At 63.7% G+C, this 15,981-nt stretch carries 16 protein-coding genes; 3 read left to right on the top strand and 13 right to left on the bottom strand.

All coding sequences use genetic code 11. The annotated features are described in order from the left end of the window. The gene (locus tag K3U96_RS09065; RefSeq protein ID WP_220692777.1) at positions 1-1,038 is read right to left on the bottom strand and encodes an AraC family transcriptional regulator; all 1,038 of its coding nucleotides are present in this window, start codon (positions 1,036-1,038) and stop codon (positions 1-3) included. A 186-nt stretch (positions 1,039-1,224) separates the two neighbouring features. Here K3U96_RS09065 and K3U96_RS09070 point away from each other — a divergent pair, with 186 nt between their 5' ends. After that, the gene (locus K3U96_RS09070; RefSeq protein ID WP_205871010.1) at positions 1,225-2,001 is read left to right on the top strand and encodes an SDR family NAD(P)-dependent oxidoreductase; all 777 of its coding nucleotides are present in this window, start codon (positions 1,225-1,227) and stop codon (positions 1,999-2,001) included. A 3-nt stretch (positions 2,002-2,004) separates the two neighbouring features. Here K3U96_RS09070 and K3U96_RS09075 read toward each other — a convergent pair whose 3' ends face one another. From K3U96_RS09075 to K3U96_RS09130, 12 genes are all read right to left on the bottom strand, one after another. Then, positions 2,005-2,622 (bottom strand): GntR family transcriptional regulator, encoded by a 618-nt coding sequence (locus K3U96_RS09075; protein WP_069405007.1) that lies wholly within the window; start codon positions 2,620-2,622, stop codon positions 2,005-2,007. 107 nt (positions 2,623-2,729) lie between these two features. Then, positions 2,730-3,197 carry a VOC family protein gene (locus tag K3U96_RS09080; protein WP_220692778.1) on the bottom strand — a complete coding sequence of 156 codons (468 nt, stop codon included), beginning with the start codon at positions 3,195-3,197 and terminating at the stop codon, positions 2,730-2,732. Next, complete coding sequence (locus K3U96_RS09085; protein ID WP_220692779.1) at positions 3,194-4,813, bottom strand: FAD-dependent monooxygenase; 1,620 nt, start codon at positions 4,811-4,813, stop codon at positions 3,194-3,196. The genes K3U96_RS09080 and K3U96_RS09085 overlap by 4 nt, the downstream gene beginning before the upstream one ends. Positions 4,814-4,853: 40 nt before the next feature. After that, complete coding sequence (locus tag K3U96_RS09090; protein WP_220692780.1) at positions 4,854-6,452, bottom strand: phytoene desaturase family protein; 1,599 nt, start codon at positions 6,450-6,452, stop codon at positions 4,854-4,856. Between the two features lie 22 nt (positions 6,453-6,474). Further along, complete coding sequence (locus tag K3U96_RS09095) at positions 6,475-6,921, bottom strand: SRPBCC domain-containing protein (protein ID WP_069405932.1); 447 nt, start codon at positions 6,919-6,921, stop codon at positions 6,475-6,477. After that, on the bottom strand, positions 6,918-9,386 hold the full coding sequence (locus K3U96_RS09100) for a xanthine dehydrogenase family protein molybdopterin-binding subunit (RefSeq protein ID WP_220692781.1): 2,469 nt from the start codon (positions 9,384-9,386) through the stop codon (positions 6,918-6,920). The genes K3U96_RS09095 and K3U96_RS09100 overlap by 4 nt, the downstream gene beginning before the upstream one ends. Further along, positions 9,379-9,870, bottom strand: a complete 492-nt coding sequence (locus K3U96_RS09105; RefSeq protein ID WP_069405933.1) for a (2Fe-2S)-binding protein — start codon at positions 9,868-9,870, stop codon at positions 9,379-9,381. The genes K3U96_RS09100 and K3U96_RS09105 overlap by 8 nt, the downstream gene beginning before the upstream one ends. Then, positions 9,871-10,692 (bottom strand): FAD binding domain-containing protein, encoded by an 822-nt coding sequence (locus K3U96_RS09110; RefSeq protein WP_069405934.1) that lies wholly within the window; start codon positions 10,690-10,692, stop codon positions 9,871-9,873. 86 nt (positions 10,693-10,778) lie between these two features. Beyond that, entirely contained in the window at positions 10,779-11,654 is an 876-nt protein-coding gene (locus K3U96_RS09115; RefSeq protein WP_069405935.1) for a fumarylacetoacetate hydrolase family protein, read from the bottom strand. A 1-nt stretch (position 11,655) separates the two neighbouring features. Continuing rightward, entirely contained in the window at positions 11,656-12,063 is a 408-nt protein-coding gene (locus K3U96_RS09120; protein ID WP_069405936.1) for a RidA family protein, read from the bottom strand. Between the two features lie 2 nt (positions 12,064-12,065). Beyond that, positions 12,066-12,452 carry a cupin domain-containing protein gene (locus K3U96_RS09125; protein ID WP_064918001.1) on the bottom strand — a complete coding sequence of 129 codons (387 nt, stop codon included), beginning with the start codon at positions 12,450-12,452 and terminating at the stop codon, positions 12,066-12,068. Then, positions 12,449-13,129, bottom strand: a complete 681-nt coding sequence (locus K3U96_RS09130) for a GntR family transcriptional regulator (RefSeq protein WP_220692782.1) — start codon at positions 13,127-13,129, stop codon at positions 12,449-12,451. Before K3U96_RS09130 ends, K3U96_RS09125 begins: the two co-directional genes overlap by 4 nt. Before the next feature lie 384 nt (positions 13,130-13,513). On the opposite strand from K3U96_RS09130, the gene K3U96_RS09135 reads away from it, so the two are divergent. Continuing rightward, entirely contained in the window at positions 13,514-14,785 is a 1,272-nt protein-coding gene (locus K3U96_RS09135; protein ID WP_220692783.1) for a styrene monooxygenase/indole monooxygenase family protein, read from the top strand. A 136-nt stretch (positions 14,786-14,921) separates the two neighbouring features. Then, on the top strand, positions 14,922-15,905 hold the full coding sequence (locus K3U96_RS09140; protein WP_220692784.1) for an NAD(P)H-dependent flavin oxidoreductase: 984 nt from the start codon (positions 14,922-14,924) through the stop codon (positions 15,903-15,905). Positions 15,906-15,981: the final 76 nt, after the last annotated feature.

The raw sequence follows: 15,981 nt of genomic DNA on the forward strand, positions 1-15,981 counted from the left end.
TCAGCCGCGGAGGGTTTCGGATGGGGATTCGCCGAACCTGCGGCGGTATTCGACGGAGAAGCGGCCCAGATGCATGAAACCGGCCTCCAGCGCCACTTCGGTAACGGTGACATTCGACGCTGGGTCAGCGGCCACCAGCGCATCCCGAGCCCGTCTCAGGCGGACGTCGCGCAGATACTCCATCGGCGAACAACCGACATGAACCTGAAAGCCACGTTGCAGTGCACTTGCGCTGACGCCGGCGTGGGCGGCCAGGCGGGCGGTGGTGATCGCGCGGTTGGGCGCTGTCTCAATGAATTCCACTGCGCTCCTGATAGCGCGTGGGGGTACGGCCCGGGCGTCGGAATGCAGGGCCGTCGAGTAGTTGTGAGGCTGCGCAGTCAGCAGACCGGTCAGGATCAGTGTTTCCAGTTCGGTAGCCATCAGCGACGAATGGACCAAGCTCTCGTCGCGGCGAAGCTCAGCGACCAGCAAGTCGATCGTCGCGCGCCAACTTCGTCCAGGGCCTGTGTCAAGCGGCATTCCGAGTGAGAACTGAATCGGAGCTTTGACCCGGCGGCCCAACAAGGACTCCAGGTGCCGCTGTAGCACGTCGTCGTCGACACGCACGGCGACCTCCGAGCAGTCGGCTTGCCATCGCATCTCACAGCGTCGTCGTGAATTCGCGACGGACGCGAAGCTCGGGGTCGAAACGAGTTCCTCGTCGGCTGTGGCGATGGCGGCGCAACCCTGTAATGGCATCTGCACCAAGTGAAACGGTCTCGCCGATGGCGCCACGTCAATGAGGACGGGTGCGCCGTACTTGATCCAGACGAGTTGAATCCTGCCGATGGCATGGACACGTACAGCCGCATCGAGCGCCCAGCCGCGTTCGACATCAAGGGAATGCGGCGCGAGAAGGTCGGTCAGCAAGGCCTGGATCTGATCGTCGTCTTCGATGCGGTCGAGGTCGAGCAGCGTGGCACCCTGCGTTTGACACGCCGGCGTGCTGGCGGATCGAGCATCCGTCAGCGATGAAGGCCGTGCCGGGCGGGCCACGTATACAGATAAGCACAGAGCCCGCCGTCAAGTATCGAATTTGATCAAAATAGTCGTTGGAACAAGCATAAGCGGCATTGACGACGCCGATTTTGATCATATACGGTCACAGTGAGTTCGCGGCGAAAACATGCACCGGGGGTGCGCCGCGGATCATCAAACCCTGCTACGGCGTGAGGAATTGACTTGAAACTCGACGGCAAGGTCGCGATCGTCACGGGCACCGGCGCCGGCATAGGTCGTGCGACAGTGCAGCGTTTAGCAGACGAAGGCTGTCGCCTGGTCGTCAACGACATCAACGACGATTACTTGCGTGCGCTTGTCGAGACGCTGCCGCCGTCCACGGTGCTGCCCGTCGCCGGCGACGCTTCGGTTGAGCAGACCGCCACCGCCCTTGTGGCGCAGGCCCTCGATGCGTACGGACGAGTCGACATTCTCGTCAACGCTGTTGGGAACATGTTCATCAAGGACCCGGTCGATATCACTGTGGACGAGTGGGATCGGGTGATGGCGGTGAACTTGCGCAGCGCCTTCTTGTGTTGCAAGGCAGTCCTGCCGACGATGATCGCGCAGCGGTCCGGAGCGATCGTCAACCTCGCGTCGATCTCGTCATACGTCGGTCAAGAGATCAACGGAGAAAGCACGATCGCGTACAACGTCACCAAGGCCGCCGTTCGTCAGCTGACCACCTCACTGGCGACGCGGTACGCGCGGGATGGGGTCCGGGTCAATTGCGTCGTCCCTGGACCGACTCGGACCATGGCCTTGCAGCACTTCTATGCCGGGATGCCACAGGAGCAGTCGGACGCTGTCTTCCAGGCCGTCGGTGAAGAAACCACCGCCATCGGTCGAAGCGCCGAGCCGGAGGAGATCGCGGCTGCTATCGCGTTTCTGGTATCCGACGACGCGTCGTACATGGTGGGCACCGCGCTCACGGTGGACGGTGGCTTCCTGGCGCGTTAGCGCTTAGAACATGTCCTCGCCGCCGAGTTCACGGGCGACGAGGTTGGCGGTATACGCCAAATGCGTGCTGAGTTCGCGTGCGGCGACGCGAGGATTTCGCCTGGCGCAGGCGTCGATGATCCGCTCGTGCTCGAGCCGGCGCGCCTCGCGGTCGCCACGGTGCGGAATCGACACGAGCCGATAGCGCTCGCTGTTGACCCACAGCGGCATGATGAGTTTGGTCAACCACGGGGACCGGGCGGCCTCGTAGATCGCAAAGTGCAGCGCCGTGTGCGCTTCCCGCGATGCCATGGTGTTCGCTGCAGTGGCGGTGTGCTCGTCCAGCGCTTTGCGCGCCTTTTCCTCGTCCTCGTCGGTGAAGCGGGATGCGGCCCGCTCCACAGCGAGTACCTCGAGCGCAAGCCGGGCTTCGTAGGTGTTGTACAGGTCATCGAGCGAGAAGCTGCCGACCCGCGCGCCGCGGCGAGGATCTTGTTCCACCAGCCCGAGCGACTCCAAGCTGAGCAGTGCGCCGCGGACCGGCATCATGCTCATCCCGAGCCGGTCGGCGAGCGCCTTCAGCCGAAGTGGTGAGCCAGGAGGAAGCTTGCCCGTGACGATCTCTTCCCGAAGGATCTCCACCGCGTCCTCGACCCTCGTCGTAGGCCTCGGCTTACTCGTAGTGCCGCTCAAAAACCCTTCTCCATCCGCAGCGTCTGCGTCAGCACGGCAAAACCGTCATCGCCTCACTATATGTCGCGGACCGTGTCCATACCCTGCGCCTTCCCCGACGGCGCACCCGCTGTGTCCGGCTCCACGAGCTCGACGGGCAGCCCGTCTGGGTCGAGCAGGAACACCCACATCGCGGCGGCGGTGTCGCTGTGCAACGGTGGGGACAGAAAGCGGACACCCTCGGCGCTGAGCCTGCGATGCCACGCCTGGATGTCGTCGACTTGCAGTGCGATATGCGCCGATCCGACATCGTGTTCCTCGGGTGCGCGTTGCTCACCGCTGACACCGTATTCGCGCAGTTCGAGACGCACCCCCGGCGCAGCCATGAAGGCGCAGCGCAGCCGCCCACCGATGCCGGCGGCATCGGCTACCACGATGGTTCGTTCATGGGCAAAGCCCAGCGACCCGTAGAACGCCACCGAGCGCGGCAGGTCGGAAACAGTGAAGGAGACGTGATGCAACCCCGTCATGGTGCCGGCGGTCACGCGGGTTCCTCCGCCACTGCCGCGAGGGACCTGCCGACGGCCGTCAGGTAGGCGGTGACAATCGCCGCGGGTTCCGCAGAGGTGATCGCCGCCGTGAAGTCATCGGGCCGCACGAGGTAGGTAGTGCCGCTCTTGGCGCCGAAGCGCTTGGTCAGGGTGCCTCGGACGTCAAAGTAGGTCCGGCCGCGGGCCCGGGAGTCAAGGGGGGCGTCCCGGCAGCTGATCAGAACCTGCGCGAGTCCGGGTGGGGGATCGGTGAGCAACGCCGCCTCTGCGGGCCAGTCGACGAATGTCAACGCGACGAATTCGCGGCCGAGCAGGCTGTGCAGGCGCCGGAGCCGTCCGTCGGGGCCGAAGATGCTGCCGTCGGGGACCCGGTCTCCGCGTGCGATCGGTGGGCGCAGAACCGGCTTGGTGTCGGGCGCCCGAAGGTAGTTGAGCCCGAGAAGCGAACCGTTGTATGCCGCCGCCCACCGGCGACGCGGGTCGCGCAGCGCCGCCTGGCGTCGCACCGCGCCGGCCGCATTGATCAACCGATTGCCGCTGACTTCCATGAAGCTGCGCTTGCGGTTCTGCATCGCCAAGGCGGTGCTGGCGATGATGGGCTGACGTTCGGCGCTGTAGGTGTCCAACAGCGCCGGGCCCGCCCAGCCCCGCAGCACCCAGGCCAGCTTCCAACCGAAGTTGAAGGCGTCCTCGAAGCCGGTATTGAGGCCAAGGCCGCCGATCGGCGTGACCAGATGGGCGGCGTCGCCGAGGAGGAACACTCGGTCGACGCGGAACCGATCCAGGACGCGTCCCTGAGATGAATACTGCGCCCAATCGAGCACCCGGAACGGCTGATCTGGCCCGAGCTCCTCCCGCAAGCGCTGATCGATTTCGGCATCGGTGAGTTCAGGGGTGTCTGCCGGTGCCGCCCAACCCAACCGCCAGAACTTCGGCAGGCGGATCCGGGTGAAAAATCCGTTGGCGTCGCAGAGATAGGACAGTGAATCCGGAGGGTGTCCGTCGTTGCCGCGGACGTCAGTCTCGGCGTTGACGACGATGAACTGCTCGGCCGGAGTGATCTCGCGGTAGCGCAAGCCTAGCTGGCGACGCACGGTACTTTTGCCACCGTCACATCCGAGAACGTAATCGGCCTCGTATTCGACAGTGCCGTTGTCGGTTTCCAGCGTGAGCAGACAGCCGTCGTCGCGTTGGCTCAGGGCGGTCAGCCGGTGCCCGAAGCGGACCTCGGCCCCAAGCTCCACCGCGCGTTGCAGCAGAATCGGCTCGAACTCATGTTGAGGCAAGTTCAAGAAGAACGGGAACGCGGTGTCCTGTTGGAGTTCAGTCATGTCGACACGCATCAACGGCGTTTCTGTTGTCCGCCTGATGAAGTCGACGCTCTCGATCCGGATGCCCGATTCGAGTACTTTGTCGATGATGCCGAGACGGTCGAAAAATTCCAACGCTCGCGGAACGACCGTGCCGGCTTTTGGTGCCGACGACGTCATCGCGTCGTCTTCGAACACCGTCACGGAGATGCCGTGACAGGCCAGCCAGGCGGCGGCGCTGAGCCCCACCGGCCCGGCGCCGATGACGGCGATCCTGTGCTCGTTCAACGTGTCGTTCACCTTCCGTCCTTACTGCGAGATTCGGTCTCGGGTGCTGGGCTCACCCGCGGCGGGGCAGGATGCGCGTAAGCCGGCGTCTGCGCAGAAGCGCGTCTGCGGCAAGGACACCCGATCCCGCGGACAATCCCGGTCCGGGGTGGGTGCTCGCGCCGATGTGTAGTAGCCGATCCACCATGGTTCGATGGCTGGACCGGCCGGGCCGCGGACGCAGGATGAGGCTCTGGTCGAGTTCCAACGACCCGCTGTAGCCGTCGCCGCCCACATGATTGCGGTTGGCGGCCTCGAGGTCTGCGGGGGACAACACGGCGCGGCCCACCAGCGCCGAGTCCAGGTTGGTGATGTGCTGCGCGATGATCTCCTGAACTCGGTCGGCGAATGTCTCTCTGAGATGCTCGGTCCACACGCCGTTTCCGACATCGATCTCGCCCGCCGCGTCACCGACAGGACTGGACGGCAACTCGAGGAGTTGAACCCACAACGTGGCACCGCCCTTCGGGGCGCGAGAGGGATCTGCGACCGTGTGCTGGCCGATTGCGATCGTGGGAGATGCGGGAAGCAGTCGTCGGGTAGCTTCGTTGACGGCTCGTGACACTCCGTCGAGTCCCGGTGTCAGGTTCACCGATGCGGCTTGGGCTAGCCGGGAATCGCCCCGCCAGCGAGGCTGCTCGCTCAGTGCCATGTGTATCTGCATTCCCGCGCGGCCATACCGGAATCGCCGAGCGTCACTGGCAACCGGGGGCGAAACATCCTCGTTCCGCAGGAGATCCAGGTAAAGCTGTTGGGGAGTCACGTTGGCGAGCACGGCTTGGCGCGCTTCGTAGCGTTCGCCGTCGGCGGTCACAACACCGGTCGCCGCTCCGCCCGACACCTCGATGCGGGTGACGTCACGATTGGTTCGGCATTCGCCGCCACCGTCGCGGATGATGCCAGCCAGGGCCTCGATCAGCTTGACCCCGCCGCCCTGGGGAATCGGCATCCCAACCATCTCGATCGACAGCGCGACCATTTTCGCCATCAACGCAGAGGTCACGGACTCCGGTCCGAGGCCACCGTGGAGGGGCAGCGGTGCGAAAAAGCCGCGGGCAGGTTCGGATTGGTACTCCGCCGTCACCCAGTCACGGCAGCTTTCGAGTAGGTCGCCTGCGTAGCGCAGGCTGCCGTCGCGCCCCAGCCGGCGGTAGGCAGTGACGCCGAGTTTCAGCGTCGCCAACGACCAAAACTCTTTCCCCATCAAATGAGTGGTGGTCTGCTGATGTCGGCCGAACCAGTCGGCGAGGCGATCCCAGGCCGCGCCGTCGGCGTGGTGGTGGCGCGTGAACTCGGCGACATTCTGCTCGTGCGACGACGTCAGCAGGACCGCGTCGTGGTGTGGGGAAGCGTAGGCAGTCTGTACCGGTGCGAACGTGTATTGCAGTCCGCGGGCGTCGAGTTCAGGCTTGAGCCGCTGGTATGCCTCGCTCAGCAGAAACAGCACGTGAAACCCGGAGAAGACGTCGTGGGTGTAACCCGGCGCGGTGAGCTCGGCGGTCTGCACGGCGCCGCCGAGGCGGTCGCTGCTCTCCAGAACGCACACGCCCCAGCCGGCGCGGGTCAGCAGCGCGCCGGCTACCAGGGAGTTGAGTCCACTCCCGATGATCACTGCGTCAAAACGTGGCAATGGCTCAGACCGAACCCAAGTGCGATACGAACGCCGCGAAGGCGGTATCGATCTGTTGTGACACCAGAAGAGGCGCGACGTGCTGAGTCATCCCGACGACGGGGCCGCGCAATACGACGGATGCGGTCCATCGCAGCGTTGTGGAGTTGGGATCGGGCGCGGCGCCCAGCACGATCCTGTTGTCGAAGGTGACGTGAACGCCGTCTCCGAGTGCGGTGCCCGCGAAGCGTGCGCTCTCGCCCGGTGTGCGTTCGACGCACTTCACCCTGGCGGTGAGGTGCAGTTTGCCGAGGCCGAGCGGAAATACGCAGCGTGCGCGGATTTCGCCGGACGATTGCACCGAAACGTCCTGGACCACCGGGATCAAGCCGAGGAAGGTGGCGGGCTCGGCGATCGCGTCCCAGGTCGTCTCCGGTGATGCCTCGACCAAGCGGGTCCCATCAAAGTTCATCGTGACTCCACGATCACTCGGCGTTGGCTGGCCTCGGGTTCGTGGATGAGCGACCACACGCGTTGTGGGTCGTTGAAACTTTCATGCACCACCGCTCGTATCCCTGCGGCCCGCAATGCATCTTGAACTGCCGCGCTGATGGTGTGCAGGCCTGCACCGCCGCCCTCGCCCATCCCCTTCGCGCCCACCGGTCCGAATGGCGACGGGGTGACGACCTCGCCGGTGTGAAGATCAGGCATGTCGAGGGCAGTCGGCACGTGGTATTGGTAGAAGTTCGACGTCAGCAACTGCCCGTGTTCGTCGTATTCGTAGCTTTCGGTGAGCGCGGCGCCCAGGCCATGGGCCAACGCGCCGTGCACCTGACCCTCCACGATCATCGGGTTGACCCGTACCCCGCAGTCGTCAACGGCGACATACCGCAGAATTTCGATTGCCCCGGTGTCCGGGTCGATTTCGATGACCGCCAGGTGTACCTGCGACGCATACGTGAGCGTCAAGTTGCCGAACTTCCGTTCCACATCTGGCAGGGCGAACGGTGGCCGGTACACGTAACGACAGTTGAGCGTCACATCCAAATCGGCTGGGTAGTCGAGGTTGTCGACGTTCACCAGACTCGCCAGCTCGAAAAACGTGAGCGATCCGCCGTGGGGAGCCAGGGCCGCTCCCTTGGCGAGGACGATCTCGGCGGCAGGTGCCCCGAGCACCGCGCCGGCGAGGAGTCGGATCTCAGCGGCCAGCTTCTCCGCAGCACCTTTGGTCGCACCCAGTCCGGTGACGGCGAATTGACTGGCGTTGGTGCCCGACCAGCCGGCATGCGTGTTGCGGCGCGAGTCGTGCCCGCTGTGCACGATGACGTCATCGGGTGTCACACCGAGGATGTCGGCCGCTACCTGTGCGGCGGTGGTTTCGTGTCCTTGGCCCTGTGGCGCCGAGCCAAGCGACAGCACCACCTCGCCGGAAAGGTCCAATTTGATGGTCGCGACCTGGTTGTTGCCGGAGACGGGGATGTGCGGGTTCGCCAGACGCACCTGCGCGTAGTTCTGGGTGCCCGAGTCCAGGGTGGATCCGATGCCGATACCCAGCAGCTTGCCGTTGTTGCGGACGCCGCGTTGAGTTCGGAACCTGTCGTAATCTGCGAGTTCCAAGGCGATGTCGAGGGACTGCGTGTAATCACCGGAGTCGTAGATCCCCCCGCTGGGAGTTTCGTACGGAAAGTCCGTGGCCGGGATGTAATTGCGCTTCCGGATCTCGACCGGATCGAAACCGAGTTCGTGGCTCACGATGTCGATGATCCGTTCGGTCAACCACAGATGCTGCATCCGTGAGTAGCCGCGGTTCGCCGAACTCGGCGTCTTATTGGTGATGACTTGTCTCATGTCGACGCGGATGTTCCGCCACAGATAACATCCCGGAGTCACCTGGGTCCAGAGCACGGCACCTGTTGGCTCGTAGCGGGGGAAGGCGCCGACGTCGTCTATCGCCTTCGCCGAAAACCCCAGCAGGGTACCGTCTTTCGCCACAGCGACTTCGATGTCCTGGAACCAACGGTCGGCACCGTGTGCATTCGCGGTCTGCTGTTCGGTGCGCCACTCGGTCCACTTGACGGGACGGCCCAGCTTGCGGGCCAGTAGACAAGCCGCGGTCACATAGGTGTATCCGGTGAGTTTGTTTCCGAACCCGCCACCGATGTCGCCGGTGATCAGGTGCAACTTGGCGGCGGGAACCCTGAGCGCACCAGAGATCCAGGTGATCGACGGACCGGGACCGTGCAGGTTGCAGGTGACGGTGAACTCACCTGTGCCCGCGTCGAACTCCGCAACGGAGCCGGAGCATTCCAGCGGAGTCGAAGAGAACCTGTGGAAGTACAGTTCTGAGATCCGAAGTACATGATCGGCATCTCGCAGCGCCGCGTCGACATCGCCGTAGTCGAACAGGGCGGACAATACGACGTTGGTCCCGGCATCCTCGTGCACGATCGGCGCGTCGTTCTCGGTTGCCTTGCGGGCATCCATCAGCGGGTCAAGAGGCTCGTACTCTACTTCTACCAATTCAGCGGCATCACAGGCTATTTCGCGGGTGGCCGCCACGACCGCAGCGACGGGGTGCCCTGCCCAGCATGCCTTGTCCACGGCCAGGCAGTATTCGGTGATGGCGCTTGCATCGCCGGGTGCGACCTGCCAGTACGGATCGGTGAGGTCCGCTGCCTCGCGTCCGGTGAGGGTTCCATACACCCCGGGAAGTGCCTCGGCCTGCGACACATCCACCGAGACGATGCGTGCATGCGCGTACGGACTGCGGACGAAGTGCAGGTAGCCCATACCGTAACGCTTGACGTCATCGACGAACTTGCCTTGCCCTTTGAGGAGTCGTCGGTCTTCCTTGCGTTTGAGCCGTTGACCGGTCCAAGCTTCGGTTGCGGTGATTGCCGAGGAAGCCTCTGCGGTGTCGTGGAGGTCGCTACTCACTCGTTCGCTCCTTCCTGGCGGCCGCCTCGATGGCGTCGACGATGTTCCAATAGCCGGTGCAGCGGCAGATGTTGCCCTTCAGCGCACGCTTTATTTCGGTGCGTGTCGGGTTTGGATTGGAACGCAGCAGGTGGGTCGCGCTCATCAACATGCCCGGTGTGCAGTAGCCGCATTGGAGGGCGTGGTGGTCGGAGAACGCCTGTTGGAGAACGCTGAGGCCGTCGGTCGGTGACACGCCTTCGACCGTGGTGATCTCGGCGCCGTCGGCCTGGATGGCAAGAACCGAGCACGACTTCGTGGACTGGCCGTCGATGAGCACAGTGCATGCCCCGCATGTGCCGGTGTCGCACCCGACATGTGTTCCGACGAGATCGAGGTCGTCGCGGATGAGGTGCACAAGCAGTTTTCGGGCCTCCACCTCGCAGTGGTGTGCACGCCCGTTGATACGCAGGTCGATTGCCTTCGCGCGGGTGGGCTCGTTCATCTACAGGGCCTCCGTTTCACTCAGGGCTTGCTGCGCGGCGCGCAGGCCGAGGACACCGGCGAGGTGCCGTTTGTACTCGGTCGTGGCGTGCACGTCGGGGGGCGGAGAAATATTCGCATCGGCGATGGCAGCGCGGATCTCGTCCGGCTCTGCGGCGGCCGAAACCGCAACGGGCCGGGAGGCGACGCCTCCGAACGCGATCCGGACGCCGTCACCGATGCGGGTCGCCGCCGCATTCACGATGCCGGGGCCGTCGGCGCCGACCCGCAGCGCCGCCCATCCGTCGCTTCGACGGGGTGGTCTGGGCGGGATCACGATCTTGGTCAACAGTTCCCCGGGCCCCACCGCGGTCCAGAACGGCGCGATGAAGAATTCGTCGGCCGGGACTTGTCGCTCGCCGTCGGCGCCGACGACTGTCATCGACGCGCCGACGGCCAGCATGAGCGGCGGCAGGTTGTTGTTCACGTCGTTGTGACAGACGTTGCCGCCGACGGTGGCGCGGTTGCGTACCTGCACATCCGCGAGGGTGGCGGCCACGTGGCGCAGGATCGGGCGGTGCGCCCGCACCGTCTCGGAGGCGAGCATCTCTGTGAAGGTCACGCCGGCGCCTAGCTGGAGTGAACCGTCGTCACCCACGACGATTTGTTTGAGGTCGGCAAGGCTGCCGATGTCGACGAGCCTGTGGGGCGAAGCCACCCTGAGCTTCATCATGTTGATCAAGGTGGCTCCGCCCGCCAGGACTCGGGAATCCGGTGCCGAAAGCAGCTGGATCGCCTCGTCAACCGATGCAGCAACCGCGTATTCGAACGGTTTCAGCAACATCGCTTACTCCTTGTGGGTCGGCTCGAATGATGAGCGCGTAGGTCCCCGGGGAAGTCTGCCTCGCGGGAGGGGTCGACGGTGGCGAGTTAGGTGAGTGCGATCTTCTCGACGCGGTTGACCAGACGCCCGATTTCGGCGATCTCCACCTCTGTGACGTCGCCCGGTTCGAGGAACAGGGGTGGGTCGTGGGCAAAACCGACCCCGGACGGCGTGCCGGTGAGGATGACGTCGCCCGGTTCGAGGGTCATACCCAGCGAGAGTTGCGCGATGATCCGTTCGACGGGGTAGAACAGCGACCCCGTCGACGCCTCCTGGCGCACTTCCCCGTTGACGAGTGACCGCAGGGTCAAAGACCGTTCGTCAAGTGCGTCGGCGGTGACGATCACCGGCCCCAAGGGGCAGTACGTGTCCATGCCCTTACCCTTTTGCCACTGGCCGCCGTGGCGACGCTGGATGTCACGCGCGGTGATGTCGTTGGCCAGGGTGTATCCGAATACGTGATCCTTCGCGCATTCTTCAGAGATGGATCGGCCCCCTTTGCCGATGACGACCGCCAGTTCGCCCTCGTAGTCGAGCTTGGTCGTGACAGCCGCATCCCAGGCGATCGCATCGCCGGGGCCGATCACGCTGCCATTGGGCTTGGAGAAGAACGTCGCGAACTTGCGCTCGTCGGTCTCTTGGCCGGCGCGTTTGCCGATGCCCTCCTCATAGTGCTTTGGATAATTCCAGCCGACGCAATAGATGTGGCCTGGTCGTGGTATCGGGGCCAACAGTCGAACATCCGCGAGACGAGCGGTGCTCTCGTTGTTAGCGGCGGCCCGCTTGGCGTCGTCGAAGAGCGCGGGATCTGCGACGAGATCGAGGATCTCGTCGCAGATCGCGCTGAGGTCGATGACCTCGTCCCTCCGTACGGCGCCCGGCTTGGCTTGCCCGCCCGGCATTTGGAAGGTGGCAAGCTGCATATCAGCGGCCTGACTGGCCGATCGCGGCGATGGCCTCGATCTCGATCAGGAGTTCCTTGTCCACCAGCCGGGAAACCTCGAACATCGACGACGCCGGTAGCGGTGCGGAAAAGTAGCGCTTGCGCACCTCGTGGATGTCATCGAACTGCTCCATGTCCCGGATGAAGACCGTGAGCTTGACGATGTCGGCGAGACTGCCGCCGGCCTCCTCGAGGATGGACTTCATATTCTCGAGGATGGTTTCGGTCTGGACCTTGACGTCGCCGACGCCGACCACCTCGCCCGAAGGAGCGCGGGACGTCAGACCGCTGACAAACAGCAACTCTTTCGGATCAGTCACCTTGATGGCCTGGGAGAACACTCCCAACGGTGTGTTCAGCTTCTTGCTGTAGACCTCGGAAATGGACATGGTTACCTCGCATCTTCATCGTTGTCATACCAATCGGGACGTTGGGGGTAGTGCGGTCCGTCGTAGACCTCCAGAAAGACCGTGTCCTCCAGAGCCTCGGTCGGTCCGTGAAAGTTGCCGGCGGGATTCCAGTAGAAGGATCCGGTGGTCAGGACTTCACCGCTGTGTAGGTACTTGTAGCTGCCCGACAACACGAACATGAACTGGTTCGAGGCGTGGCAGTGGTTCTGCGGAATGCCACAGCCCTTCTCGATCTTGATCTGCGCGATCGAGGCGCCAGAGTCATCGTCGCGCCACAGCATACGTTCGGAAACACCGGGCAATGACTTTGCCCGCCAGGGCATTTCCTCTGCCCGCAAGATGAGTTCAGTGAGTTCAGGGCTGTTCAAAACAGGGCTTCCTCTCCAAGTTGACGGGCCACGACGTTGACCGTCTTGGCCAGGTGCTCGTGCAGTTCGCGTGACGCAACGCGAGGATTGCCGCGGATACACGCTTCCAAGATCCGCTCGTGTTCGAGTCGACGGTCCTTGACGGCGCCTCGGTGGGGCAGAGACAGCATTCGATAGCGTTCGCTGTTCGCCCACAGCGGTGTGATCAGGCGAATCAACCAGGCGGATCCGGCTGCTTCGTAGATCGAAAAGTGGAACGCCGTGTGCGCCTTGCGCGACTCCTCCAGCGCACCACGTGCGGCCGCGGCGCATTGCCGTTCCAAGTGCGCGAGCGCCACCTTCCCGTGTTCGGGCGTGAAACGATCGGCGGCCAGCTCGACAGCCAAGGTCTCGAGTCGGATCCGAGCCCGATACGTGTCCATCAGGTCTTGTACGGAGAACAGGCTCACCCGCGCCCCGCGCCTGGGCTGTTGCTCCACCAGGCCCAGGGATTCCAGCACCCGCAGCGCCTCCCGAACCGGCATCATGCTCATGCCCAATCGCTCCGCCAGCGGTGCAAGCCGAAGCGGGGCCCCGGGCTCAAGCGATCCCGAGACGATCAAATCTTGCAGCGCATTGACAGCCATATCAACGCGTGTCTGTGCAGTGCCCGTCGGCGATTCCTCGATGGCGACCACCGACGTCGTGCTTGCCGATGTCATTGCGATCTAAGGCCTCTCGTTCGTCGTTGCGCTCTGGTCCTGGGTTGGTGGTCCGTCCCACCGGCCTGAACAGTAACCCATAATTTGATCAAAGAAAAGCTCAAACCCGCGAAAAAGGTAGCAAAAAGCGAACTTTGTGATCAAACATGCTTGACGTGGCCGGAACCTGCGCTTTAGAGTCGACCCACCGATAGAAGAGGTGCCGATGGCCCGCGAGGGTGCAGATCTTGCAGATCTGACGGGACGCGTCTGCGAAGTCGATCTCCATGGCACCGACGATGCCCGAAGGGGCGGGCGCGATCCCGTTGAATGCAGAAAACCTGTTGGATACCAATACGTTTCGTTTGCAAAGGATGAACTATGAGGACGATCTCGATCATCGGTGCGGGTCACAGCGGCCTGCTTTTGGGGCTCGGCCTGCTTGAGCACGGGTACGACGTGACGATCGTTTCCGACCGCACGCCGGGCCAGGTTCGTCGCGGCTTCGTCCCCTCGTCGGCGGGGATCTCGCCGGACGCACAGGCTTTCGAGCGGGAGCTCGGAGTCAACTTCTGGGATGACGTGTTGGTCCCCTCAGACGGCGTGCACTTCGAAATGATCGTGCCAGGCGGGACCGTTGCGCTGTCGATCGACGGCCCGTGGAACCCCGAAAAAATCTCCTGGCAGGCAGTCGATCTGCGGCTCAAGTGCGCCCGGTGGGCCGAGGAGTTCCAGCGGCGCGGTGGCAACTTGGTGATACAGGACGCCAGGCTGGAGAACATCGAGGCGTACGCGAGCGCAAGCGACCTGACCATCGTCGCCGCGGGGAAGGGGGATATCAGCGGACTTTTCGAGCGTGATCAACAACGGTCGGTCTACACCGAGGCCCAGCGGCACCTGGCGATGGTCGTCGTTGACGGTCATCCCGCCTGGGCTGAGTCGGTTGGTTTCGAGTGCATGTACTTCGCTGCCCACGCGGGGGCGGGCGAGATATTCGGGACGCACTTTCTCAACACAACCGAGCGCGACTCGGTGTTCATGATCTTCGAGGCGGTGCCGGGTGGGCCGATCGATCGCTTCGACGATGCGACGGATCCAGAGGAAATCCTGAAGCGTTGCAAGGAGGTACTTCAAGATATCGCTCCGGACCAATACGCGCTGGCTCGCAACGCGCGACTGGCGGATCCGGCTAGCGCCATCCGCGGCCGAATCACCCCTGGAGTCCGCCGGCCCGTGGCTACGCTGCCATCGGGTGCGCAGGTGTTGGGACTCGGTGACGTGCTGAGCTTGAAGGACCCGGTCAGCGGTCAAGGCTCCAACAGTGCTGCCAAAGGCGCGCGCCACTATCTGCACCGCATCGTGGAGCGCGATAGCCGACCGTTTGACGCGGAATGGATGTCAGATGTGTGGGAGACGTTCTGGCAAGACTACGAGCAGTACGCGTATACCTTCACCAACAGCCTCTTGGACCCGCCGTCACAGTCCCAACTCGCCCTGTTCACCGCCGCGCAAGAGCGAAAAGACCTGGCGGAGCGAATTTTCGGAAACTTCTCACATCCGCCCAACGCCTTTCCGTGGTTCTTCGATCCGGTCGAAGCCGGGCGCGTCATCGGGGGCGCGGCGACCGCCCCGGCAGTTGGTGTCGGTGACTAGCACCCGTCCTCCCGGTACCAGGGCTGAGTGCGCGACGGGGTGAACGCGGCGCCCTTATCTCGCGCACCTGGCCGCCGGCGGCTGCCATGATCGCCAGCATGCGGGAACCATAGTCCCCGGCAAGGAAAGAAGGTCCATGTTCGTCACCCGGTTCACCGAGGAGTTCGGCATAGAGCATCCCATCGTCTGCGGTGGCATGACTGCCGTGGGCACCGCAGAGTTGATCGCCGCAGTGGCGAATTCCGGTGCGTTGGGCTTCCTGACGGCGCTGACCCAGCCGACGCCGGAAGCGCTGGCGCGGGAGATCCAGCGTACGCGTGATCTCACGGATAAGCCGTTCGGTGTCAACCTCACCATCCTCCCCACGATCAAACCGGTGCCTTACGACGAGTATCGCGAAGCGATCATCGACGGTGGCGTGAAAATCGTTGAGACAGCGGGCAACAACCCGGCACCGCACTTACCTCGCTTCCAGAGCGCTGGTGTGAAGGTAATCCACAAAGCGGTGGCTGTGCGTCATGCGGTGAAGGCTGAGAAGCTTGGCGTCGACGCGGTCAGCATCGATGGATTCGAATGCGCCGGCCACCCCGGAGACGATGACGTTCCCGGTCTCGTGCTCATTCCCGCCGCCGCTAAGTGCCTCACCATTCCCATCATCGCCAGTGGTGGATTCGCCACAGGTGCGGGTCTGGCGGCCGCACTTGCGTTGGGTGCGTCGGCGATAAACATGGGCACCAGATTCGTTGCGACGACTGAGGCCCCGGTGCACGAGAACGTGAAGAAGCAGATTGTGATGAACGACGAACGTGCGACAGTGATCGTCTTCCGAAAATTCCGCAACACCGCTCGGGTGGCACGCAACTCTGTGTCTGAGGAGATTCTCAGCATCTCGGAACGGGATGGTTCGGGGTTTGAAGATGTCGCGCACCTTGCTTCAGGCGCGCGAGGCCGCACGGAAGTGCTTGAGAAAGGCGACGTGGAGGGCGGCATGTGGTGGGCCGGTCAGGCCCAAGGGCTGATCGACGGAGTCGCGAGTTGCGCCGAGGTGGTCGATCAGATCATGCGCGACGCGTACGAACTGATCGACAAGAGACTGCCCGCCCTGATCGCGACGCGTTGAATGCGCCTCCGCGCGGGGTTGCCCGCCGCCGGGATAACGCCGAGTATCGGCGCGCGATTGAGTAATTTGATCAAAG

This window comes from Mycolicibacterium holsaticum DSM 44478 = JCM 12374, assembly GCF_019645835.1.
In the GTDB taxonomy this organism is placed as follows: domain Bacteria; phylum Actinomycetota; class Actinomycetes; order Mycobacteriales; family Mycobacteriaceae; genus Mycobacterium; species Mycobacterium holsaticum.